This window comes from Mesorhizobium sp. M0816 (assembly GCF_040320005.1).
Taxonomy (GTDB): Bacteria; Pseudomonadota; Alphaproteobacteria; order Rhizobiales; family Rhizobiaceae; genus Mesorhizobium.
This window is the reverse complement of the sequence record NZ_JAMYOT010000010.1, coordinates 42,298-61,775: the sequence shown is the minus strand read 5'-3', so window position 1 is coordinate 61,775 and position 19,478 is coordinate 42,298. Positions and strand designations below refer to the sequence as shown.

The 19,478-nt window shown below is 65.3% G+C and carries 19 protein-coding genes and 1 riboswitch; of the genes, 6 read left to right on the top strand and 13 right to left on the bottom strand.

Going from position 1 to position 19,478, the window contains the following annotated elements; translation table 11 throughout:
• The 5 genes from NKI17_RS17455 to cbiE are packed head-to-tail and all read right to left on the bottom strand — an operon-like array spanning position 1 to position 4,529.
• Positions 1-1,350 (bottom strand): cobyrinic acid a,c-diamide synthase CobB, encoded by a 1,350-nt coding sequence (locus tag NKI17_RS17455; RefSeq protein WP_352570399.1) that lies wholly within the window; start codon positions 1,348-1,350, stop codon positions 1-3.
• Positions 1,347-2,153: a uroporphyrinogen-III C-methyltransferase gene (cobA, locus tag NKI17_RS17450; protein ID WP_352570398.1), complete on the bottom strand. Its 807-nt coding sequence runs from the start codon at positions 2,151-2,153 to the stop codon at positions 1,347-1,349. Before cobA ends, NKI17_RS17455 begins: the two co-directional genes overlap by 4 nt.
• Complete coding sequence (gene cobM / locus NKI17_RS17445; RefSeq protein ID WP_352570397.1) at positions 2,150-2,914, bottom strand: precorrin-4 C(11)-methyltransferase; 765 nt, start codon at positions 2,912-2,914, stop codon at positions 2,150-2,152. Before cobM ends, cobA begins: the two co-directional genes overlap by 4 nt.
• Positions 2,911-3,291 carry a cobalamin biosynthesis protein gene (locus NKI17_RS17440; protein ID WP_352570396.1) on the bottom strand — a complete coding sequence of 127 codons (381 nt, stop codon included), beginning with the start codon at positions 3,289-3,291 and terminating at the stop codon, positions 2,911-2,913. Before NKI17_RS17440 ends, cobM begins: the two co-directional genes overlap by 4 nt.
• On the bottom strand, positions 3,288-4,529 hold the full coding sequence (gene cbiE, locus NKI17_RS17435) for a precorrin-6y C5,15-methyltransferase (decarboxylating) subunit CbiE (protein WP_352906415.1): 1,242 nt from the start codon (positions 4,527-4,529) through the stop codon (positions 3,288-3,290). Before cbiE ends, NKI17_RS17440 begins: the two co-directional genes overlap by 4 nt.
• A gap of 1 nt (position 4,530) precedes the next feature.
• Between cbiE and NKI17_RS17430 the strand changes: the two genes are divergently transcribed.
• Positions 4,531-5,313 (top strand): cobalt-precorrin-6A reductase, encoded by a 783-nt coding sequence (locus tag NKI17_RS17430; RefSeq protein WP_352755850.1) that lies wholly within the window; start codon positions 4,531-4,533, stop codon positions 5,311-5,313.
• On the opposite strand, the gene NKI17_RS17425 is transcribed toward NKI17_RS17430, so the two are convergent.
• The 8 genes from NKI17_RS17425 to NKI17_RS17390 form a co-directional block, all read right to left on the bottom strand.
• The gene (locus NKI17_RS17425; protein WP_352755830.1) at positions 5,277-6,041 is read right to left on the bottom strand and encodes a precorrin-3B C(17)-methyltransferase; all 765 of its coding nucleotides are present in this window, start codon (positions 6,039-6,041) and stop codon (positions 5,277-5,279) included. The genes NKI17_RS17430 and NKI17_RS17425 overlap by 37 nt on opposite strands.
• A complete protein-coding gene (locus NKI17_RS17420; RefSeq protein WP_352829803.1) occupies positions 6,038-6,796 on the bottom strand; it encodes a precorrin-2 C(20)-methyltransferase in 759 nt (252 codons plus the stop codon). The genes NKI17_RS17425 and NKI17_RS17420 overlap by 4 nt, the downstream gene beginning before the upstream one ends.
• Positions 6,793-7,425 carry a precorrin-8X methylmutase gene (locus NKI17_RS17415; protein WP_352699384.1) on the bottom strand — a complete coding sequence of 211 codons (633 nt, stop codon included), beginning with the start codon at positions 7,423-7,425 and terminating at the stop codon, positions 6,793-6,795. Before NKI17_RS17415 ends, NKI17_RS17420 begins: the two co-directional genes overlap by 4 nt.
• Positions 7,426-7,436: 11 nt before the next feature.
• Positions 7,437-8,900, bottom strand: coding sequence for a precorrin-3B synthase (gene cobG, locus NKI17_RS17410; RefSeq protein WP_352699354.1), 1,464 nt, complete (start codon positions 8,898-8,900; stop codon positions 7,437-7,439).
• Positions 8,897-12,553 (bottom strand): cobaltochelatase subunit CobN, encoded by a 3,657-nt coding sequence (locus NKI17_RS17405; RefSeq protein WP_352906414.1) that lies wholly within the window; start codon positions 12,551-12,553, stop codon positions 8,897-8,899. Before NKI17_RS17405 ends, cobG begins: the two co-directional genes overlap by 4 nt.
• An 18-nt stretch (positions 12,554-12,571) precedes the next feature.
• Complete coding sequence (cobW, locus tag NKI17_RS17400) at positions 12,572-13,612, bottom strand: cobalamin biosynthesis protein CobW (RefSeq protein ID WP_352699358.1); 1,041 nt, start codon at positions 13,610-13,612, stop codon at positions 12,572-12,574.
• Entirely contained in the window at positions 13,609-14,043 is a 435-nt protein-coding gene (locus tag NKI17_RS17395; protein WP_352699360.1) for a DUF1636 family protein, read from the bottom strand. The genes cobW and NKI17_RS17395 overlap by 4 nt, the downstream gene beginning before the upstream one ends.
• Positions 14,044-14,081: 38 nt before the next feature.
• A riboswitch (cobalamin riboswitch) is annotated at positions 14,082-14,285 on the bottom strand.
• Between the two features lie 29 nt (positions 14,286-14,314).
• Positions 14,315-15,514, bottom strand: coding sequence for a winged helix-turn-helix domain-containing protein (locus NKI17_RS17390; RefSeq protein ID WP_352699362.1), 1,200 nt, complete (start codon positions 15,512-15,514; stop codon positions 14,315-14,317).
• A 336-nt stretch (positions 15,515-15,850) separates the two neighbouring features.
• On the opposite strand from NKI17_RS17390, the gene NKI17_RS17385 reads away from it, so the two are divergent.
• The 5 genes from NKI17_RS17385 to NKI17_RS17365 all read left to right on the top strand — a co-directional run bounded on the left by NKI17_RS17385 (position 15,851) and on the right by NKI17_RS17365 (position 19,054).
• Positions 15,851-16,216, top strand: coding sequence for an NADH-quinone oxidoreductase subunit A (locus tag NKI17_RS17385; protein ID WP_352699365.1), 366 nt, complete (start codon positions 15,851-15,853; stop codon positions 16,214-16,216).
• A complete protein-coding gene (locus tag NKI17_RS17380; protein WP_023670824.1) occupies positions 16,207-16,788 on the top strand; it encodes a NuoB/complex I 20 kDa subunit family protein in 582 nt (193 codons plus the stop codon). Before NKI17_RS17385 ends, NKI17_RS17380 begins: the two co-directional genes overlap by 10 nt.
• 5 nt (positions 16,789-16,793) lie before the next feature.
• Entirely contained in the window at positions 16,794-17,396 is a 603-nt protein-coding gene (locus NKI17_RS17375; RefSeq protein WP_023676630.1) for an NADH-quinone oxidoreductase subunit C, read from the top strand.
• A 21-nt stretch (positions 17,397-17,417) separates the two neighbouring features.
• Positions 17,418-17,768, top strand: a complete 351-nt coding sequence (locus NKI17_RS17370; protein ID WP_352699367.1) for a four helix bundle protein — start codon at positions 17,418-17,420, stop codon at positions 17,766-17,768.
• 95 nt (positions 17,769-17,863) lie between these two features.
• Entirely contained in the window at positions 17,864-19,054 is a 1,191-nt protein-coding gene (locus tag NKI17_RS17365; RefSeq protein WP_352699369.1) for an NADH-quinone oxidoreductase subunit D, read from the top strand.
• Positions 19,055-19,478: the final 424 nt, after the last annotated feature.

Here is a 19,478-nt window from a genome sequence, read left to right as displayed (position 1 = left end):
CTATTCCGAAAACCGGCTACCACTTTTCGGGATCATGCTCTCGCCCCTCGCAATGGCGTGGAAGAACGTGCCGCTGACATTGCCGCGCCGGTAGCCGGAGGCGCCGAGCGGGTTGCCTTGTCCGTCGGCGAGGTCGGCCAGCGGCTCGTCAGTGCCGGTCGCAATCATCTGCGCGTAGTGGAATTCATGGCCGCGGACCAGCGTGCCTCGGCCGCCGAGCGGACAGCCGGACCGCAGCCGCGCCTCGCGGTAGCCGAGATTCATCTTGCGCTTGGCGAAGCTGGTCGAATGGCCGAGGAGGCCAAGCATCCGATGCGTCTCGCCCGACGCGTCCTCGAGCGCTTCGCCCAACACCATGAAGCCGCCGCACTCGCCATGCACCGGCCGCGTGGCGGCGAACCTCGCCATGCCCGCCCTGAAATTCGCGGCGGCGGCGAGGCGGCCGGCGTGAAGCTCGGGATAGCCGCCGGGCAGCCAGCAGACATCGCAATCGTCGCCAGGCGCCACATCAGCGAGCGGCGAGAACGGCACGATTTCGGCGCCGGCCTTGCGCCAATGCATGGCGACATGCGGATAGAGGAAGGTGAAGGCGGCGTCCTCGGCGAGCGCAATGCGCTGGCCGGGGGGAGGCAGCGCATCGCCGAAATTGCCCGGCGCGGGCGTGAATGGCGCCGCCAGCGCCATGATGGCCTCGAGGTCGAGCGAGCGCTCGACCATGTCGGCCAGCCGGTCGAGGTGCGCCATCAGATTCTCATATTCGCCGGCCTGGACGAGACCGAGATGGCGCTCGGGCAGGTTGAGCGAAGGATCGCGCAGGATAGCGCCGACGACAGGCAGGCCGAGTGCTTCGATGGCATCACCGCAAAGCCGGCGGTGGCGTTCGCTGCCCAGCCGGTTGAGCACGACCCCGGCCATGCGTACATCCGGATCGTAGGTGGCAAATCCCTTGGCGACCGCCGCTGCCGTGGTCGACTGGCCGGAGACGTCGAGCACCAGCAGCACCGGCAGGCCGTAGAGCCGGGCAAGGTCGGCGGCCGAACCAGTGCGCCCTTGAGCAGCAGGAATCCCGTCGAACAGGCCCATGGCGCTTTCGAGGAAGATAAAATCGGCATCTTCGGTCGCTTCGCCGGCCAGTGCGTTGAGCAGGGCGGGCGGCATTGCCCAGCTGTCGAGATTGATGCCGGACAAGCCTGTGGCGGCGGTGTGGAAGCCAGGATCGATATAGTCCGGGCCGGATTTGGCGCCGCGCACTTTCAGGCCGCGCCGGGCAAGTGCGCGCAAAATGCCGATGGTGACGCTGGTCTTGCCCGAGCCCGAGCGCGGCGCGCCGATGATGATGGCGCGGGTCATGGCTCACCAGCCAGTGCCGCGCGCATCCCGACGATGCCGCCGACGACGATCAGCGCCGGCGAGGTCAGACCGGCGGCCGCTGCCTCTTCCGCAATCGTGGCGAGCGTGGCGACGACGATACGCTCCTGCGGCGTCGTCGCGGCAACGATGACCGCGGCGGGCGTCGAAGACGGCAGGCCGCCCTCGAGCAGCGAGGCGGCGATCAGCGGCAGATTGGCCATGCCCATATAGATGACCACCGGCTGGCCGGTGCGGGCGATTGCCGCCCAGTCGAGATCATCATCGGTGCCGGCGGCATGGCCGGTCGCCAGGATCAGCGCCTTGTTGATGCCGCGCATGGTGCCGGGAATGCCGGTCGCGGCCAGCGCGCTGAGGCCGGACGTCAGGCCAGGCAGGATGCGGAACGGGATAGTTTCCCCGGCCAGCGCCAGCGCCTCTTCGCCGCCACGCCCGAAAATATAGGGGTCGCCGCCCTTGAGCCTGACGACGCGCCGGCCCGCGCGCGCCAGCCGGACCAGCAGAGCGGTTATGTCGTCCTGCTTCATCGACGGCTTGCCGCCGCGTTTGCCGGCATAGAACAGTTCCGCGCCCTCGGCGACGGCGACGACCGCGGGCGAGACCAGCGCGTCATAAACCAGCGCGTCGCACTGTCCGAGGGCGGCCAGCACTTCCAGCGTCAGGCAGCCGGGATCGCCAGGGCCGGCACCGGCCAGCCAGACATGACCGGGCTCCAGCTGGCGCGGCTTGAAGTTCAGCCGGGTGAGCGCCTGCTCGACCGTAGTGTTTCTGTTGCTGCCGCTCACAATCCGTCCCGTCCGCGAAAGCGTCGCTGGTAGTGCGCGTCGTACAGTGAACTTTCGCCAAAGCCCTCCGCCTCCAGCGAGCGGCCGACGAAGATGATTGCCGTGCGTTCCATCGGATCGGCGGCCAGTTGTGCCTCGATGGTGGCCAGCGTGCCGGTCAGCACGCGCTCGTCCGGCCAGGAAGCACGGAAGACGACCGCCACCGGGCAATCGGCGCCATAGAACGGCGTCAGTTCGGCGACGATCCGGTCGATAGCGTGGATGGCAAGGTGGATGGCCAGCGTGGCGCCGGTGCGGCCGAAGCCGGCCAGCGTTTCGCCGGGAGGCATTTTCGAGGCGCGGCCGGAGATGCGGGTCAGCACCAGGCTTTGCGCGACTTCTGGAATGGTCAGCTCGCGGCGCAGCGCTGCCGCCGCAGCGGCGAAGGACGGCACGCCCGGCGTCAGCGTGTAAGGAATGCCGTGCTTTTCCAGCCGGCGGATCTGTTCGGCAACGGCGCTCCACACCGAAAGATCGCCGGAATGCAGGCGGGCGACATCATTGCCGGCCGCGTGGGCTGCCAGATATTCGGCCTCGATCTCGTCGAGCGACATCGGCGCGGTGTCGATCAACCTCGTTCCGGGCGCGCAGTGCTGCAACAGCTCCGGCGCGACGATCGATCCGGCATAGAGGCAGACGGGACAACTGCCGAGCAGGCGGCTGCCGCGCAAGGTGATGAGGTCGGCAGCACCCGGGCCGGCACCGATGAAGTGAACGGTCATGCCGCATCTCCGCTGATGGCGATGGCGCAAGTGACAGCACCGAGCACGGTGCGCGGCCCGAGCAGTTTTGCGCCTTGGCCGGCGGCGGCAAGCGCCGAGGCTTCGGAAACCGACGGCGTGCCGGCATGCTCCTGCGATAGGTCGGAACGGCTGGTCGTAGATGCGGCTTTGAGTTCATCCTGCTCGACGACGATCACCGGAAGGCGGAGTTCGCGTCCGGCGGCGAAGATTGCCGCTTCATCCTGCTTGAGAGACGCGGTCGCGAGGGCTGAAAGCGCGGGCAGGGCAAGCCCGTGCGCCTCCAGCGCGGTTTCTACCGCAGCAAGCACGTCGCGTGCGCTGACGCCTTTGCGGCTGCCGATGCCCGCGACCATCATGGCTTGACCCATCTCCATTGGGTGACCGGCATAGCCGGCCGCCAGGCCTGCATCGAACCAACCGGCGAAGCACGGGATACAGCGATGCGGGTGAGGTCGCCTCCGTGCGCGGCGTGCCGGGAAAGCAACACGGCCTCCATCTCCAGCGTCACGGAGTTGACGACAAGTCGGCCGGCATCCGGCAAGGCATCGATTGCTGCGTCCAGCACGCCGGCATCGCTGCCGCCGCCGCCGATGAAGATCGCCGCCGGCGTTTCCAGTCCGGCAAGAGCTTGCGGTGCCGAACCTTCAACGACGGCGAGACCGGGAACGCCGCAAGCCGCGGCGTTGCGTCGGATGCGCGCGGCGCGCGCCGGATCGGCCTCAACGGCGATCGCACGCATGGAAGGATGGGCCAGCATCCATTCGATGCCGATGGAGCCCGCTCCGGCGCCGATGTCCCACAGCAGTTCGCCGCGTCTTGGCGCGAGAGCGGACAGGGTGACGGCGCGCACTTCGCGCTTGGTGATCTGGCCGTCATGCTCGAACAAATAATCGGCAAGTCCCGCTGTCAGCGGCAGGATGCGTGCTTGCGAAGTCGATTCAACTTCGATCGCGAGCACGTTGAGCGGGTTGATCTTTTCGAGATCGAAAGTGCCGGCACTCGCCGAGCGCAGCCTTTCGTTCGGCCCACCCAGCGCCTCCAGCACCGTCAACCGCGAAGCGCCGAAGCCAAGTTCGGTCATGAGAGGGGCAATCACTCCCGGTGCATCGCTGTCCGAGGTCAGCGCGAGAATGCGGGTGCAAGGATGCAGCAACGGCCGGATCAGGTCGAGCGAGCGGCCATGCAGCGAAATGGTCTCGACGTCCTGCAGCGCCCAGCCCAGGCGTGAGGCGGCCAGCGAAAAGGCCGAGGGCGCGGCGATCACCCGCATACCCTCCGCCGCGACCTTGCGGGCGAGGGTGACGCCGACACCGTGGTAGAAGGGATCGCCGGAGGCCAGCACGCAGACGCGTCTGCCGGAGAGCGCCAGCACGTCGCGCAGCTCGGCATCGAAAGGTGTCGGCCAGGCGCGCGCTTCACCTTTGGCGAGCGACGCGACGAGGGCAAGGTGGCGCTTGCCGCCGAAGACGAATTCGGCCTCCGCGATCAACCGCTTGGCCTTGTCGCCGAGACCCGCTACACCGTCCTCGCCGATGCCGATGATCGTGAGCCACTTTGAGGTGAGCTTGGCGCCGCGCGGAGCTTCAGCAGGCATGATGACCCACTGCATTCTGATCCTCGGCGGAACCACCGAAGCCCGGCAAATGGCCGGAAAGCTGGCCGCGCGGGCGGATATTTCGGTCATACTGTCGCTGGCCGGCCGCACTGAAAACCCGGCCGCGCAGGGGGTGCCGGTGCGGGTCGGCGGCTTCGGCGGTGCCGGCGGGCTGGCGGCGTATCTCCGCCAGAACAAGATCGACCTGCTGATCGACGCCACGCATCCCTATGCGGCGCGAATCTCCGCCAATGCGGCGGAAGCAGCGCGCATGACCGGCGTGCCTATCGTTGCGCTCAGGCGTCCCGGATGGGAGGCGGTCGAAGGTGATCGCTGGATGTTGGTCGACACCGTTGCCAGCGCGGTGACGGCTCTGGGATCGGTGCCGCGCCGCGTGTTCCTGGCGCTCGGGCGACAGGAGGTCGCTGCCTTCAAGGCCGCTCCCCAGCATCATTATCTCATCCGCAGTGTCGACCCGGTCGAGCCCAGGCTCGCTGTGCCCGACGCGACCTATCTCTTGGCGCGCGGGCCGTTTCGGGAAGTCGACGAACATGCACTGCTTCTGCAACACCACATCGAAGTCGTTGTTTCCAAAAACAGCGGCGGCGAGGCGACCTACGGCAAGATCGCGGCGGCGCGAGCGCTGGGAATCGAGGTGGTGATGATCCGCAGGCCGGCGCTGCCGGACGTCACGTCGGCTGAGACCGTCGAATCTCTTGCCGCGATGGTCGATCATTTTCTGGTCGGTCATGTTCTTGGGCCCGCTGCCGAACGCGGCGTGTAGACCAGCGCTGGTTTTTCACCGCGCTTGATAATCCTGGTTTCCGGTGAACCGATGATGATGCAGGTGGCCATGTCGGCCTTCGCGGCATCGGCGTCGGCCAGCAGAAAAACCTCGATGCGCTCGTCGGGACGGCCGGCGGCACGGCCGAAGATCACCGGCGTGGTGCCGGGCAGGATCGCCGTCAGGCACTCGAAGGCGCGGCCAAGCTGCCAGGGGCGTGCCTTGCTGATCGGATTGTAGAGCGCGATGACGAAGCCGGCGCCCGCCGCGGCAAGCAGGCGCAGCTCGATCAGCTCCCACGGCTTCAGATTGTCGGACAACGAGATGGCGCAGAAATCATGGCCGAGCGGCGCGCCGATGCGGGCGGCGACGGCGAGCATGGCGGTGATGCCGGGCACGATGGCGATGTCGACCGCGCGCCATTCGGGTGGGCCCGCCTCGATCGCCTCGCAGACGGCCGCCGCCATGGCGAAGACGCCGGGATCGCCGCCCGACACGACGGCGACATCGTGGCCTTCCGCAGCCTTCAGCAGCGCGTCCCTGGCGCGCGCGAGTTCCTCGCGATTGTCGGAAGCGACGCGAATCTGGTCGGGGCGCAGATCGAGCCGGTCAAGATAAGGCTTGTAGCCATAGAAGAATTTTGCCTCGGCAACGGCGCGGCTTGCCTCCGGCGTCACCTGGTCGGCGTCGCCGGGCCCGAGGCCGATGACGGTGAGGCGGCCGCTCATGCTTCGGCTCTCAATGCGTTTGGCCGGCCCGACCAGCCGGCCACCAGCACGATGGCGAAATAAGGCGCCTGGTCATCCTTTTTGTCGGCAAGCCGCATCGAGACACCGCCCGGCATGGTGCCGCGCTCGACATAGATGGCCCGCGCCAGCTTGTCGGTTGCCTCCAGCGCGCGCCTGATCTTGGGCAGGTTGCGGCCGACCTTCATGATCACCGCAGCGTCGGTATCGGCGAGGCGACGCGTCAGCTCGAATTCGCTCATGGTGCCCGGCAGCACCGTCAGCACGTCGTCGCCCTGGACGATAGACAGGCCGGTCGCCGACCAGCAGCCGGACATGGCGGTGACGCCAGGAATGACTTCGGTCGGAAAACGGTGCGCCAGCCGGACATGAAGATGCATGTAGGAGCCGTAGAAAAGCGGATCGCCTTCCGAAAGCACCGCGACCATCCTGCCGGCGCTGAGGTGCTCGGCGACCTTTTCGGCCGACTGCTCGTAGAAATCCGTTATCTGCGACCGGTAATCACTGTGGTCCTTGTCGATCTCGGTCGTCACCGGGTAGAGCAGCGGCAGTTCGATCAGATCAGGGCGAAAATGTGCGCCGACAATGGCGCGCGCATTGCTGTTGTTGCCGCGCTTGGCGAAATGCGCAACGACATCGGCCTCGGCCAGAGCACGCACTGCCTTCAGCGTCAAAAGTTCCGGGTCGCCAGGACCGGTGCCGACGCCGACAAGCCTGCCTTTTGCAATCGCATTCATAGGCCCGGCCTCGCCAATGCATTGAGGGCGGCGGCGGTCATGGCGCTGCCGCCCAGCCGGCCGCGCACGATGGCGTAAGGCACGCCATAGGAATTTTCGGCCAGCGCATCCTTCGACTCAGCGGCGCCGACAAACCCGACCGGCATACCGATGATCGCCGCCGGCTTCGGCGCACCGTCGCGCAGCTTTTCCAGCAGATAAAACAGGGCGGTCGGCGCATTGCCGATGGCGACGACCGAACCGGCCATGCGCTCGCCCCACAGGTCGATCGCCGCGGCCGAGCGGGTGTTGCCGATCTTTTTCGCGATGTCGGCTGTCCGCGGATCGCGCAGCGTACAGATCACCTCGTTGCCGGCCGGAAGCCGGGCGCGCGTGACGCCATGCGAGACCATCTGCGCGTCGCAGAAGATCGGCGCGCCGGCCCCCAACGCCGTGCGCGCGGCGGCGACGAAATCGCTCGAGAAAACGAAGTGTCGCACAGCCTCGACCTGGCCGCAGGCGTGGATCATGCGGATAGCGATTTCGGCCTCGGCTTCGGAAAAGCGCGACAGGTCGGCCTCGGCGCGGATAATGGCGAAGGAGCGCTCGTAGATCTCCGTGCCATCATGGATGTAGTCGTAGGCGTTCAGGGCGGGCATGCTCATTCCTGTCGATAGATTTCGGTGATGCCGGCCGCGCCGAGCCTCGCCAGGCAGGCGGCAGCGGTTTCGCCGGGATGTCGTGCGCTGCGGATCACCGCTGCAACGCGGCCGATGCCGTGCGCGGCGTCGTAGCCCGGCCTGTATCCGGCGGGCAATGCCTTTGCCGTCCCGTCCACGACAAGTCCGGCTCCGTTTTCGCCACCGACCAGGGTCAGCGCCGCCGGACCGGGATGGGCGCAACCCTTGGCGCAGCCGGAGATGTGCAGCGTCAGCGAGGAATCGAGGATATCGAGGTTTTCCACGGCGATGGTCTCGGCGATGTCGCGTGTCGCGATGCGGCCCGAGGCACAGGCGGGAGCACCCGGGCAGGCGGCGATCCTGGTGCGCGCGTCGGCTGCGTCGGTGACGAAGCCGAGGGTTGCGGCGGTTTTCTGGAGTGAAAGACATGCGGCTGGGGAGAGGCCAAGCAAAAGCAGCGTGCGACCCGGCGCCAGACGGATTTCGGTGGTGCCGAGGGTGAGGGCGTATTGGGTGAGATCGATAAGTTTTGGCGCTGGTATGCTGCCGAACGGCAGGCCAATACCAAGGGCGATTGCGGTGGTGGCTAGGTTAAGAACTCCGATGGGCTGGCGTTCCGTCGCGCCCCCCTCTGTCCTGCCGGACATCTCCCCCACTTGGGGGGAGATCGGCAGCTTCAGCGGCGGCTCAGGACCTCGGGTGATAGGCGAAAGCCGAGATGAGGGCGCAATCTCCCCCCTTGTGGGGGAGATGTCCGGCAGGACAGAGGGGGGCGCGACGGATCGCCAACTTGCGAGAGATCTCAGCTGCCTCGCCGTCAAATCCCGCGCATGGGCATCGCGGCCCTTTTCGGCAACCATCCTGAGAATGGCGACGGCGATGTCACAAGCCGCATCTTCCTCGGACATCGCCAGCGGCGTGGCACCCTGCGCATCTCCGGCGAGCGATACCCGCCACTTAATTCCGTCGGCGGCCCGCACCCCGACCAGCCTGACATCGGCCGTAACCGCATCCATTGTCAGCTGCCCGCCGCCGTCGACGATCACCGAAACCTTCGGGCCAAGGCGTTGCGTAACACCGGCGTCCTCAATTGCCGCCCGAATCCGCTCCGCCATCGGGCGCGGGTCGGCTATCTCCTCCTGGTCGAGCCCAGCCAGCGGGCCGGTCTCGACCGGCACGCCGGTGCGCACCGCGATGCCGAGCGCATCGACCTCCATCGCCAGCAGCCGCGCGCTTGCCGGCGTCAGGCCGCGGATCTGCAGGCTGCCGCGGGCGGTCACTTCCATGATGCCGTTGCCATGGCGCAAGGCGGATTCGCAGAGTCCGATCAACGATTTCGGCAACAGTCCTCCAGCGACCGGATTGAGCCGCACCAGCAGCCCGTCGCCGGTCTGCATCGGCGCCGACAAAGCGGGGCAGGCGCCACGGCGCGAGAAAGCGTTCATGCCGCCACTCCCAGAGCTTGCGCTTCGGCAATCAGTGCGGCGAGATCGTCATCGATCGAATTGCGCAGCGGATGCCAGAGCCCGCGCCGCCGTGCCGACAGCAAACGCTCGGCAATCACCTTCGCCGCCGCCGGGTTCTCGCGCAGGATGAAGGCGCGGACCACGGGGTCGCCAAGATAGGCGTCGTGCACCGCCTCGATCAGCGTGCCCGATATGGCATGGGTAGTCTCAGCAAAGCCGACAAGCCGGTCGACCGTCTCGGCGAATTCCGAGGCGCCGCGCGGGCCATGACGCATCTGGCCGGCGATGAAGCGCGGATTGACGGCGCGTGCCCGCACGACGCGCGACACGGCCTCACTGATCGAGCGCGGCTTCGGTCTTTGCGGGTCCGTGGTGTCGAGGACGATCACGTCGGCGTTTTTGCCGAGCGCGGCAACCGCTGCCGAAAAGCCGCCGATGAAGGCGACGTCGGCCGAGCCTTCGAGGATGTCGCGGCCGGGGTCGTCGCCGGTATGAACCAGAAGGTCGGCCTCGGCGAGGCGATCCTCGAACGCGCCGGGCGCCGAAATGCCTTTGCCCTCGGAGCCGCCATAGGCGTGCGAGGTGGCGGCGAGATAGGTGCGGCCGATCTCTTCGCGCGCGGCCCAGTCGCCGCTCGACAACAAGTCCTCGACGCCCGCGCCGTAAGTGCCCGGCGAGGTGCCGAAAATGCGCGGGCTGATCTTGCCGTCGATGCGGGTCCTAGCGGCGAGCGGGTTTTCCGAAGCGTCCTCGTCGCGGGTCGCCACCGCGTTGGCCGCGGCGTCGATCAGCGCGATCTGGGTCGGGAACATGTCGCGGAACAGGCCCGATATGCGCCAGGTGACATCGATGCGCGGACGGCCGAGTGTTGCCGGCGGCAGCACATCTATGCCGGTGATGCGGCCGGTGGCGGAATCCCATTGCGGCCGGCAGCCCATCAGCGCCAGGCCTTGCGCGATCTCCTCACCGCCGGTGCGCAGCGAGGCCGAGCCCCACAGGTCGATGACCAGCGAGCGCGGCCAGTCGCCATGCGATTGCATGTAGCTGCGGACCACTTCTTCCGCTGCCACCTTGCCCAGATCATAGGCGGTCGGCGTCGGCATGGTGCGCGGGTCGGCGGTGAACAGATTGCGGCCGGTCGGCAGCACATCGCGCCGACCCCGTGCCGGCGCACCGGCCGGACCGGCAGCGACGTGGCGGCCGTCGAGGGCGGCAAGCAGCGCGGTTTTTTCAGCTGCCGCACTTTGCCGCCGTACCGGATCAGCCTCGCCTTCCGGCGAGCGGCCGTAAATGTGCAGGCCGTCCTTGATGGCGAAATCCTTGAGATCGCAGAGCCAGGCGTCGATGCGGCGCAAAGCCTCGTCGGCTGCGTCGGTCCTGGCGACGCCTGCCTCTGAGGCGAGGCCGGTCTTTTCCGCCGTCTCGACGATCAGCTTCGCCAGGCGGTCGCGGCGGCGGCGGTCGAGCCCGTCGGCCTGAGCATATTCGTCAACCAGTCGTTCAAGCCTGTGCTGGTTTTCGTCCAGCCCGGCGCCGGTCAGCGGCGGCGGCAGATGGCCGAGCGTGACGGCGGCAATGCGCCGCTTGGCCTGCGCTGCCTCTCCCGGGTTGGAGACGATGAAGGGATAGATGACGGGCAGGGGACCGGTGACTATCTCGGGAAAGCAGTTTTCGCTGAGCGCCACGGTCTTGCCGGGCAGCCACTCCAGCGTGCCGTGGGCGCCGACATGGACAATTGCATGGATGCCGAGCGACTTGCGCAGCCAGAGGCCAAAGGCGACCAGCGCATGGCGCGGCGGCAGCGTCGGGTCGTGATAGTCGGCGCGGCGGTCGGCTGAGCGCCCGCGGTCAGGTGCGAGTGCCACGGTGACGTTGCCGAAGGTGGCTGCGCGGAAGGCGAATTTTGCGGCGGCAGACGCTTGAACACCCCCCTCTGTCCTGCCGGACATCTCCCCCTCAAGGGGGGAGATTGGCAGCTTCGGCGCTCTGTCCACCCCTGCGACGTTGGAGATTGGCGAAAACAGAGATGACAGCGCAATCTCCCCCCTTGAGGGGGAGATGTCCGGCAGGACAGAGGGGGGTGCCTCGCACAAACTTGTGTCATCTGCCGCATTCCCCCATGCGGCCGTCACGGCAGCTATCGCTTCAGCAGGCAATTCCGCCGAGTACCCGAGATAGTCCTCAAACCCCAACCCTTCACCTCCACGCTCCAGCACCTCCAGCAACTCGCGCGGCGTTTGCGGAATCCTTTCAACGGCGTAGCCGTGTTCGCTCAGGTCGTGCAGCATTGCCAGCACGCTGGACGGCACGTCGAGACCAACCGCGTAGCCGGTGCGACCGGGGGCGCTCGGATAGTCGGGGATCAGGATGGCGAGCTTGCGCTCCGCACGCGGCGTCCGCTGCAGGCGCACGAAGGCCTCGACACGGTTCGCCACTTGCGCGACGCGATCCGGCTCCGGCCGGTTGGCGAAGGCGCGGAAGGCCAATGCGGGATCGGTCTCGCTTTCGCCCTTGAAGGAGATGGCACCGGCGAGAATGCAGCCGTCGAGCTCGGGCAGGACGACATGCATAGCGAGGTCGGCAGGCGCCAGGCCGCGCTGATTGTTTTGCCAGATGTCACGGCGTGTCGTGGCGACGATGACCTGGAAGACCGGCACCCCGGCACGGTCGAACAGGGTTTCGATGCCGGGTTCCGCGCCGGAGGCGAAGGCCGTGGCGGTGATGATGGCAGCTGGCTTCAGGGCTGAGAGCGCGGTCTCGACAAAGGCGAGCGATGCCGGGTCCTTGAGGCTGGAGACGAAGATTGGCACCGGCGCCATACCACGTTGCCTGAGCGCTGCAAAAAGCGCGTCGATCGGCGCGACATCTGCGGCCAGCAGCATCGAACGGTAGAAGAGGATGGGGATGATGGGCGCGGCGTCTCCCTCCCCCTTGAGGGGAGGGTGGCCCGCAGGGCCGGGTGGGGTCGTCACGGCAGTGCGCGACGTTTTGTGTAGGCGCGCTTCGGAGAGGACCCCACCCCCGGCCTGCGGCCGGACCCTCCCCTCGAGGGGGAGGGGGACGTCGCGTTCTACGACCCCCAGTCCCGGCTCGTAAAATCCCGCCTTTGGCACGCTAACAGGTTCGGCTACCGCCGCACCCGATCCAGCGAGACTTGCCAGCCTCTGCACCAGCGCCGTCATATTTGCCGGCCCGCCCTCGCGGAAATAGCCAAGCAGGGCGTCCAACTCCTCCCGCGGCAGCGTCGAGCCTTCGATCAGTCGCAAATCCTCGTCGTGGCTCTCGCCCGGTAGGAGCGCCAGCTTGATACCGCGATTTCGCGCGATAACGGCGAGCTGGTCGCAGCCATAGCGCCACCAGTCATAGCCGCCGAGGATGCGGACCAGAATGACCTTGGCGTGGCGGGCGACGCTGTCGATCCACAGGTCGACGGACATCGGATGGCGCAGGTCGCGCAAGGCGGCGAGCCGCATCGACGGCAGGCGGTGCGCATCTGCCTTCCACGCCGCCGCCAGCCCGGCCAGGTCGCTGTCGGTGAAGGACAGCGCCACGACATCCGCAGGCGTTTGCCTGAGATCGACAGGCTCGGCGAGATCGCCGAGCGAGGCGGATGTGGTGGTGAGGATGTGCATCGCGGCTCGTACCTGGGGTCAGCCGGCGAGGATACGCTCGATGGCCGGGCGGTTCAGCCCTTTCAGGCCGATGACGACCAGGCGCGAGCGGCGGTCGTCTTCAGCGGTCCAGGCGCGGTCGTAATAGTGGTTGACGCGCGGACCGACGGCCTGCAGCAGGAGCCGCATCGGCTTGCCGCCGACTTCGACGAAACCCTTGACGCGCAACACGTTTTCTTCCTCCGCCGCCGTGGCGACCCGTTGTGCGAGCTCGTCCGGGTTGGACACGGACGCGATGTCGATGACGAACGAGTCAAAATCGTCATGTTCGTGGTCGAGCTCGTCGTCGTGGTGGGTCTTGCGGTTCTCAATGTCGTCCTCGACGGCGAGGCCGAGGCCGAGCAGCACCGACGGGTCGACCTTGCCTTGCGAAGTCGGTACGATCTTCACCGCTCGCGCAACGTGCTTGCCGATGACGGCATTGGCACGGGCCGAGCCGGCTGCGTCCATCAGGTCGCTCTTCGACAGGATGATCAGGTCGGCGCAGGCGAGCTGGTCTTCGAACACTTCCTCGACCGGATCGTCATGGTCGAGCGTCTCGTCCTGCGCGCGCTGGGCCTGCAGGGCGTCCATGTCGTTGGCTACGCGGCCATCAGCCAGCGCCGGTCCGTCGACCACGGCAATGACGCCGTCCACCGTCACGCGGCTTTTCACCGACGGCCACTGGAAGGCCTGGACCAGCGGCTTGGGCAAAGCGAGGCCGGATGTCTCGATCAGGATGTGGTCGACCCTCGGCGTCAGCGACAGGATTTGGTCCAGCGCCGGGACGAAATCATCGGCGACGGTGCAGCAGATGCAACCATTGGCCAGCTCGACGATGTTTTCCTCGGGGCAGGTGTCGATGGCGCAGCCCTTCAGGATCTCGCCGTCGATGCCGATGTCGCCGAACTCGTTGACGATGATGGCCAGCCGCTTGCCTTTGGCGTTTTCGAGCAAATGGCGGATCAATGTCGTCTTGCCGGCGCCGAGAAATCCGGTGACCACGGTGCAGGGAACGCGCGAAGGGGAGGCAGCGGTCATATCAAGTCCTTCAGAAGGTCAAGGGGAGGGATGCGGGCAACCAGGCCGCGCTTCAGGCAATCGGGACGGCCGCGCCATGGAATGAGCCCATCCGTCGAGGTGGCGAACAGCTTTGCCCCGGTGACGAGATCGGCGCCGCTGGTCGTGGTCAGATCACCGAAGACGTAACTCCAGCAGCCGTCGCGCAGCATGGCGGCGCTGAGCCGGCGCTTGCAATTGCCAAGGCATTCGACGGTGCGGATTTTGATGTTTTCGCTGGAAGCGGCGCGGCGCGTGTCCTCTGCGAGCAGTTCGCCGGCGCGCGGATGAGCGTCCGAACCGGTCTCGTCACGGCAGGACGAGCAGACGATGACGGTAACGCCGGCCGGGGAATCACCATGGCCGGACAATAAATCCGCTGTCTCAGCCGGAAAACTGCTGTCGCGTTCCAAATCAGGCTCCTTGCCCGGAAAACCCGCCAGGCGATCGGATTCTTATGTCCTAGACGGCAGGTCTCCTGGCTCGCGGGTCATCGCCTGGGTGCCGCCTTCCCGGGAACATCCCAGTGGTTTTCGGCCTTGGCTCGTCGCTTACAGTTGCGGGGACAGCCGCGGATTTGAAATCGAGATTTCGCACCGCATTCCCTCTTGGCCCTTGCCGTTGCGGGCAGGGGACCGTCTGGAACGGATTTAGGCTTGTGGGGGTAGTCGTGTCAACGCACGTCTATGACGCGGCGATATCCGCGAGCGGCCGGCCGAGGTCGCCGGCAGCGGTCACCTCGATGCGTTCCAGGCCGAGCCAGCCCTGCATCTGCTTCAATTCTTCGAAAAGCTCGGCTGCGGTTTGCAGCGAGGCGCCGGGCTCCGCATAGGCGGCATGGACGCGCAGCACGCCGGCCGGTCGGTCGGCCCTAAGGTCAACGCGCCCGACGATGCTGTCGCCGAGCAGGAATGGCAGCACATAATAGCCATACCGGCGCTTTTCGGCCGGCGTGTAGATCTCGATGCGGTAGTGGAAGTCGAACAACCGCTCGGTGCGCGACCGCTCGAAGACGACAGGATCAAACGGCGCGAGCAAGGCGCGCGCCTCGATCTTGCGCGGCAAACGGGCGTCCTTGTGGAGATAGGCTGTTTTGTTCCAGCCTTCGACGCTCACCGGCAACAGGTCGCCGGCCTCGACCAGTTCCTCGATGCGGCCCTTGATGTCGGCGGGCGACAGCCGGAAATAGTCGCGCAGGTCTCCTGCCGTGGCGATGCCGTGGGCGCGGGCCGAGATGCGCAGCAATTCGCGATGTGCATCCTCGGGACAGGGAACCGGTAGCGCGAGTACCGCCGGCGGCAGCACGCGCTCCGGCAGATCGTAGAACCGCTCGAAGCCGCGGCGATGCGCAGTGGTGATGCGGCCGGCCCAGAACAGCCACTCGAAGGCATGCTTGGCATGGCTCCAGCCCCACCAGCCGCCCGAACCCTTCTGCCCTTCGAAAGCCGACGCCGCGATCGGGCCTCGTTCGGCGACCTCGCGATAGATGTCTTCGATATAGGCGGCGTGCTCGCGGCCCCATTTGGCCAGCCCGCTGTACATTTCGTCGCCGCGCTCGGCCCGCTGCATGCGCCAGCGCATCAGCGGATAGGTCTCGACCGGCAAGAAGGAGGCTTCGTGCGCCCAGTATTCGAAGACCATGCGCTTGCGCGTGACAGCGGCGGCGTCGAGCAGCGCCAGCTTGTAGGGGCCAAGCCGCGAATAAAGAGGCATATAGTGGGCGCGCACCACGGCGCTGACGGAATCGATCTGCAGCAGGCCGGTACGGGCAAGCACGCGGGCCAGATGCCGGCGGTCGGGCGTGCCGGTGGGGCGCGGGTCATTGAATCCCTGTGCCGCGAGCGCAATGCGACGGGCCATGGCAAGCGAGATTTTTTCCTTCATGAAGGCGGTATCCGGACGATTTTAGGACAGAGAAAATGACCTGCGATTCCGCGCTATGCTAGCAGGGTTTTGGCGGCATCCATGTCAGGAGAGAAAAGTGGAGTAAAAAGTGAAGGAAATCAAACAGGAGCGGATCGGACCAGTTTTCCCGGATATGCCGTCCAGCACCGCGATTTGAACAAGGTTTGACTTGCTTCGCCGAAAGCGCTGCGCTAACCCTCGCCGCGTTGCAGCATAGAGCCCTCTTCAAACGGTTCAGTGGTTAAACTGTCACGCTTCCGCAAGTGGGTCCGGTGCTGTAATCAGAGTGGATTGGCCGCAACGGAAAGCTGCAGAATGAACGCATTGTTGAGTTCGTACCTGCCCATCGTCCTGTTCATCGGCGTGGCGCTGATCGTCGGGCTGGCGCTGCTCGCCGCACCCTTCCTGGTGGCCTACCGCAACCCCGATCCGGAAAAGCTTTCTGCCTATGAGTGCGGCTTCAACTCGTTCGACGACGCCCGCATGAAGTTCGATATCCGCTTCTACCTGGTGTCGATCCTGTTCATCATCTTCGATCTGGAGGTGGCCTTCCTGTTTCCTTGGGCGGTGTCGTTCAGTCAGATCGGCATGCTCGGTTTCTGGTCGATGATGGTGTTTTTGGCGGTGCTGACCATCGGCTTTGCCTATGAATGGAAAAAAGGAGCGCTGGAATGGGATTGAACGACAGTTCCGGCACGCTCGTCGCGCCGAAGCCCAAGGGCCTCATCGACCCCAACACCGGCAGGCCGGTAGGGTCTGACGACCCGTTCTTCCTGGAGATCAACAACGAGCTCGCCGACAAGGGCTTTCTCGTCACCTCGACCGAGGCTCTGATCACCTGGGCGCGCAGTGGCTCGCTGATGTTCATGACGTTTGGCCTCGCCTGCTGCGCCGTCGAGATGATCCATACGTCGATGCCGCGCTATGACTCGGAGAGGTTCGGTGTCGCGCCGCGCGCGTCGCCGCGCCAGTCCGACATCATGATCGTTGCCGGCACGCTGACCAACAAGATGGCGCCGGCGCTGCGCAAGGTCTACGATCAGATGCCGGAGCCGCGCTACGTCATCTCGATGGGCTCCTGCGCCAATGGCGGCGGCTATTATCATTATTCCTATTCGGTGGTGCGCGGCTGCGACCGCATCGTGCCGGTCGACATCTACGTGCCCGGCTGCCCGCCGAGCGCTGAGGCGCTGCTTTACGGCATCCTTCTGCTGCAGAAGAAGATCCGCCGCACCGGCACGATAGAGCGGTGAGCGGCATGACCCAGGCGTTGAACGACCTCTCGACCTATCTCGGCGAGAAGCTGATCGGCCGGATCGGCGTGGCGGTGCTCGCCTATGGCGAACTCACCATCTCGGTCGAGCCGCGCGACCTGATCGAGGTGGTCACCTTCCTGCGCGACGATCCGAAATGCCAGTTCATCTCGATCATCGACGTTTGCGGCGCCGATTATCCGTCGCGGGCAAAGCGCTTCGACGTGGTCTATCATTTGCTGTCGCCGAGACAGAATATCCGCGTCCGCATCAAGGTCCAGGCCGACGAAGAGACGCTCGTGCCGTCGATCACCGGGATTTATCCCGGCGCCGACTGGTTCGAGCGCGAGACCTACGATCTCTACGGCGTGCTGTTTTCAGGCCATCCGGATCTGCGGCGGATTCTGACCGATTACGGCTTTGAAGGCCATCCGCTGCGCAAGGACTTTCCGCTGACCGGCTTCGTCGAGGTGCGTTACGACGACGAAGCCAAGCGCGTCATCTACGAGCCGGTCGAGCTCAAACAGGAATTCCGCAATTTCGATTTTCTCAGCCCTTGGGAGGGGACGGATTACGTCCTTCCAGGCGACGAGAAGGCAAAGCAGTGAGTGGTGAATTGTGAATAGTGAATGGAAAAGCGGGATGGAACGTCCGGGAAAATCAACGACTATCGAGATCTGAACGTATGGAAGGATTCGATGGTATTGGCTGCGGACATCTATCTCGCGACGAAAGCATTCCCGCGAGAGGAAATGTTCGGCATGACATCCCAGATGCGGCGCGCGGCATCGTCGATACCGGCAAATATCGCCGAGGGTTTCGGCCGCGGTCAGCGCAAGCCCTTCGTTCAGTTCCTTCGTATTGCGCAAGGTTCGTTGAAGGAACTGGAAACCCATACGCTTCTTTCGATGAGCGTGGGACTGTTGGACGAGAAGAGTGCAGGGCTGTTGTCGGTCAGGTTCGAGAAGTTGGGAAGATGATGCGTTCGTTCATTCGATCGCTGGAGGTCGATTCAGGCCAATGACTATTCACCATTCACCATTCACCATTCACGTGGCGCGCGAGCAACACGCTCATGGCTGAAACCTCCGTTCGCAACTTCAACATCAATTTTGGCCCGCAACATCCAGCGGCGCACGGCGTTTTGCGTCTGGTGCTGGAGCTTGACGGCGAAGTCGTCGATCGCGTCGATCCGCATATCGGGCTGTTGCACCGCGGCACCGAAAAGCTGATCGAGGCCAAGACTTATCTGCAGGCCGTGCCCTATCTCGACCGGCTCGATTATTGCGCGCCGATGAACCAGGAGCACGCCTTTGCGCTCGCCGCCGAGCGGCTGCTCGGCATCGAGGTGCCGAAGCGGGGCCAGTTGATCCGAGTTCTCTATTCGGAAATCGGCCGCATCATGTCGCACATCCTCAATGTGACGACGCAGGCGATGGATGTCGGTGCGCTGACGCCGCCGCTGTGGGGCTTCGTCGAGCGCGAAAAGCTGATGGTGTTCTATGAGCGTGCCAGCGGCTCGCGCATGCATGCCGCCTATTTCCGCCCCGGCGGCGTCCACCAGGACCTGCCGCAGAAGCTGGTCGAGGACATCGGCAGCTGGATCGACCCGTTCCTGAAATCGGTCGACGACCTCGACTCACTCTTGACCGGCAACCGTATCTTCAAGCAGCGCAATGTCGACATCGCGACGGTGTCTCTGGCCGACGCCTGGGCCTGGGGTTTTTCGGGCGTCATGGTGCGCGGCTCGGGTGCACCCTGGGACCTGCGCAAATCGCAGCCCTATGAATGTTACGCCGAGATGGATTTCGACATTCCGATCGGCAAGAACGGTGACTGTTTCGACCGCTATCTGGTGCGCATGGAAGAGATGCGCCAGTCGGCCAAGATCATGCGCCAATGCGTCGACCTGTTGCTCGGTAAGGAGGGCAGCGGGCCGGTGTCCAACCTCGACGGCAAGGTGGTGCCGCCGAAGCGCGCGGCGATGAAGCGCTCGATGGAAGCGCTGATCCATCACTTCAAGCTCTACACCGAAGGCTACCGCGTGCCGGCCGGCGAGGTCTATGCCGCCGTCGAGGCACCGAAGGGCGAGTTCGGCGTCTATCTGGTCTCCGACGGCACCAACAAGCCCTATCGCTGCAAGCTGCGCGCGCCCGGCTTCGCGCATCTCCAGGCCATGGACTTTTTGTGTCGCGGCCACATGTTGGCCGACGTCACCGCCGTGTTAGGTTCACTCGACATCGTGTTTGGTGAGGTCGATCGGTGATGATGGGAATGGCTCGACCGTCAAAGGCGTTTCTGGCCGCGGCATGCCTTGCGGCTTCCGCTGAAGTGTCGCTTGCTGGGTCCGGTGAGGGTCCCTCGTCAACCGATCTTCTCAAAGAGGGGTTCAAGCTTATTGCAGAAGGCGATCTGCTTACAGTCCGTGGCTTGAGCACCCAGACCCCAGCAATGGATGAGGGCATTCTTGTCCATGGCCGGCCGTCGACATCGTCCAACTGCGCGGTTCATGACAACCTCGTAGCGTCATTGATCCCCGAAGAATATCGTTGCAAGCCAATAGCTTGGGTGTATAGCCGCTATGACGGATACATCCGCCTGAAGCGTGGAAATGAAGAGTTCGTATGCGTTTTGGGGCGATCCGAGGATTGCTATCGTGCCTATGGCTCCCGCCAGTAGAAACCGAAGAA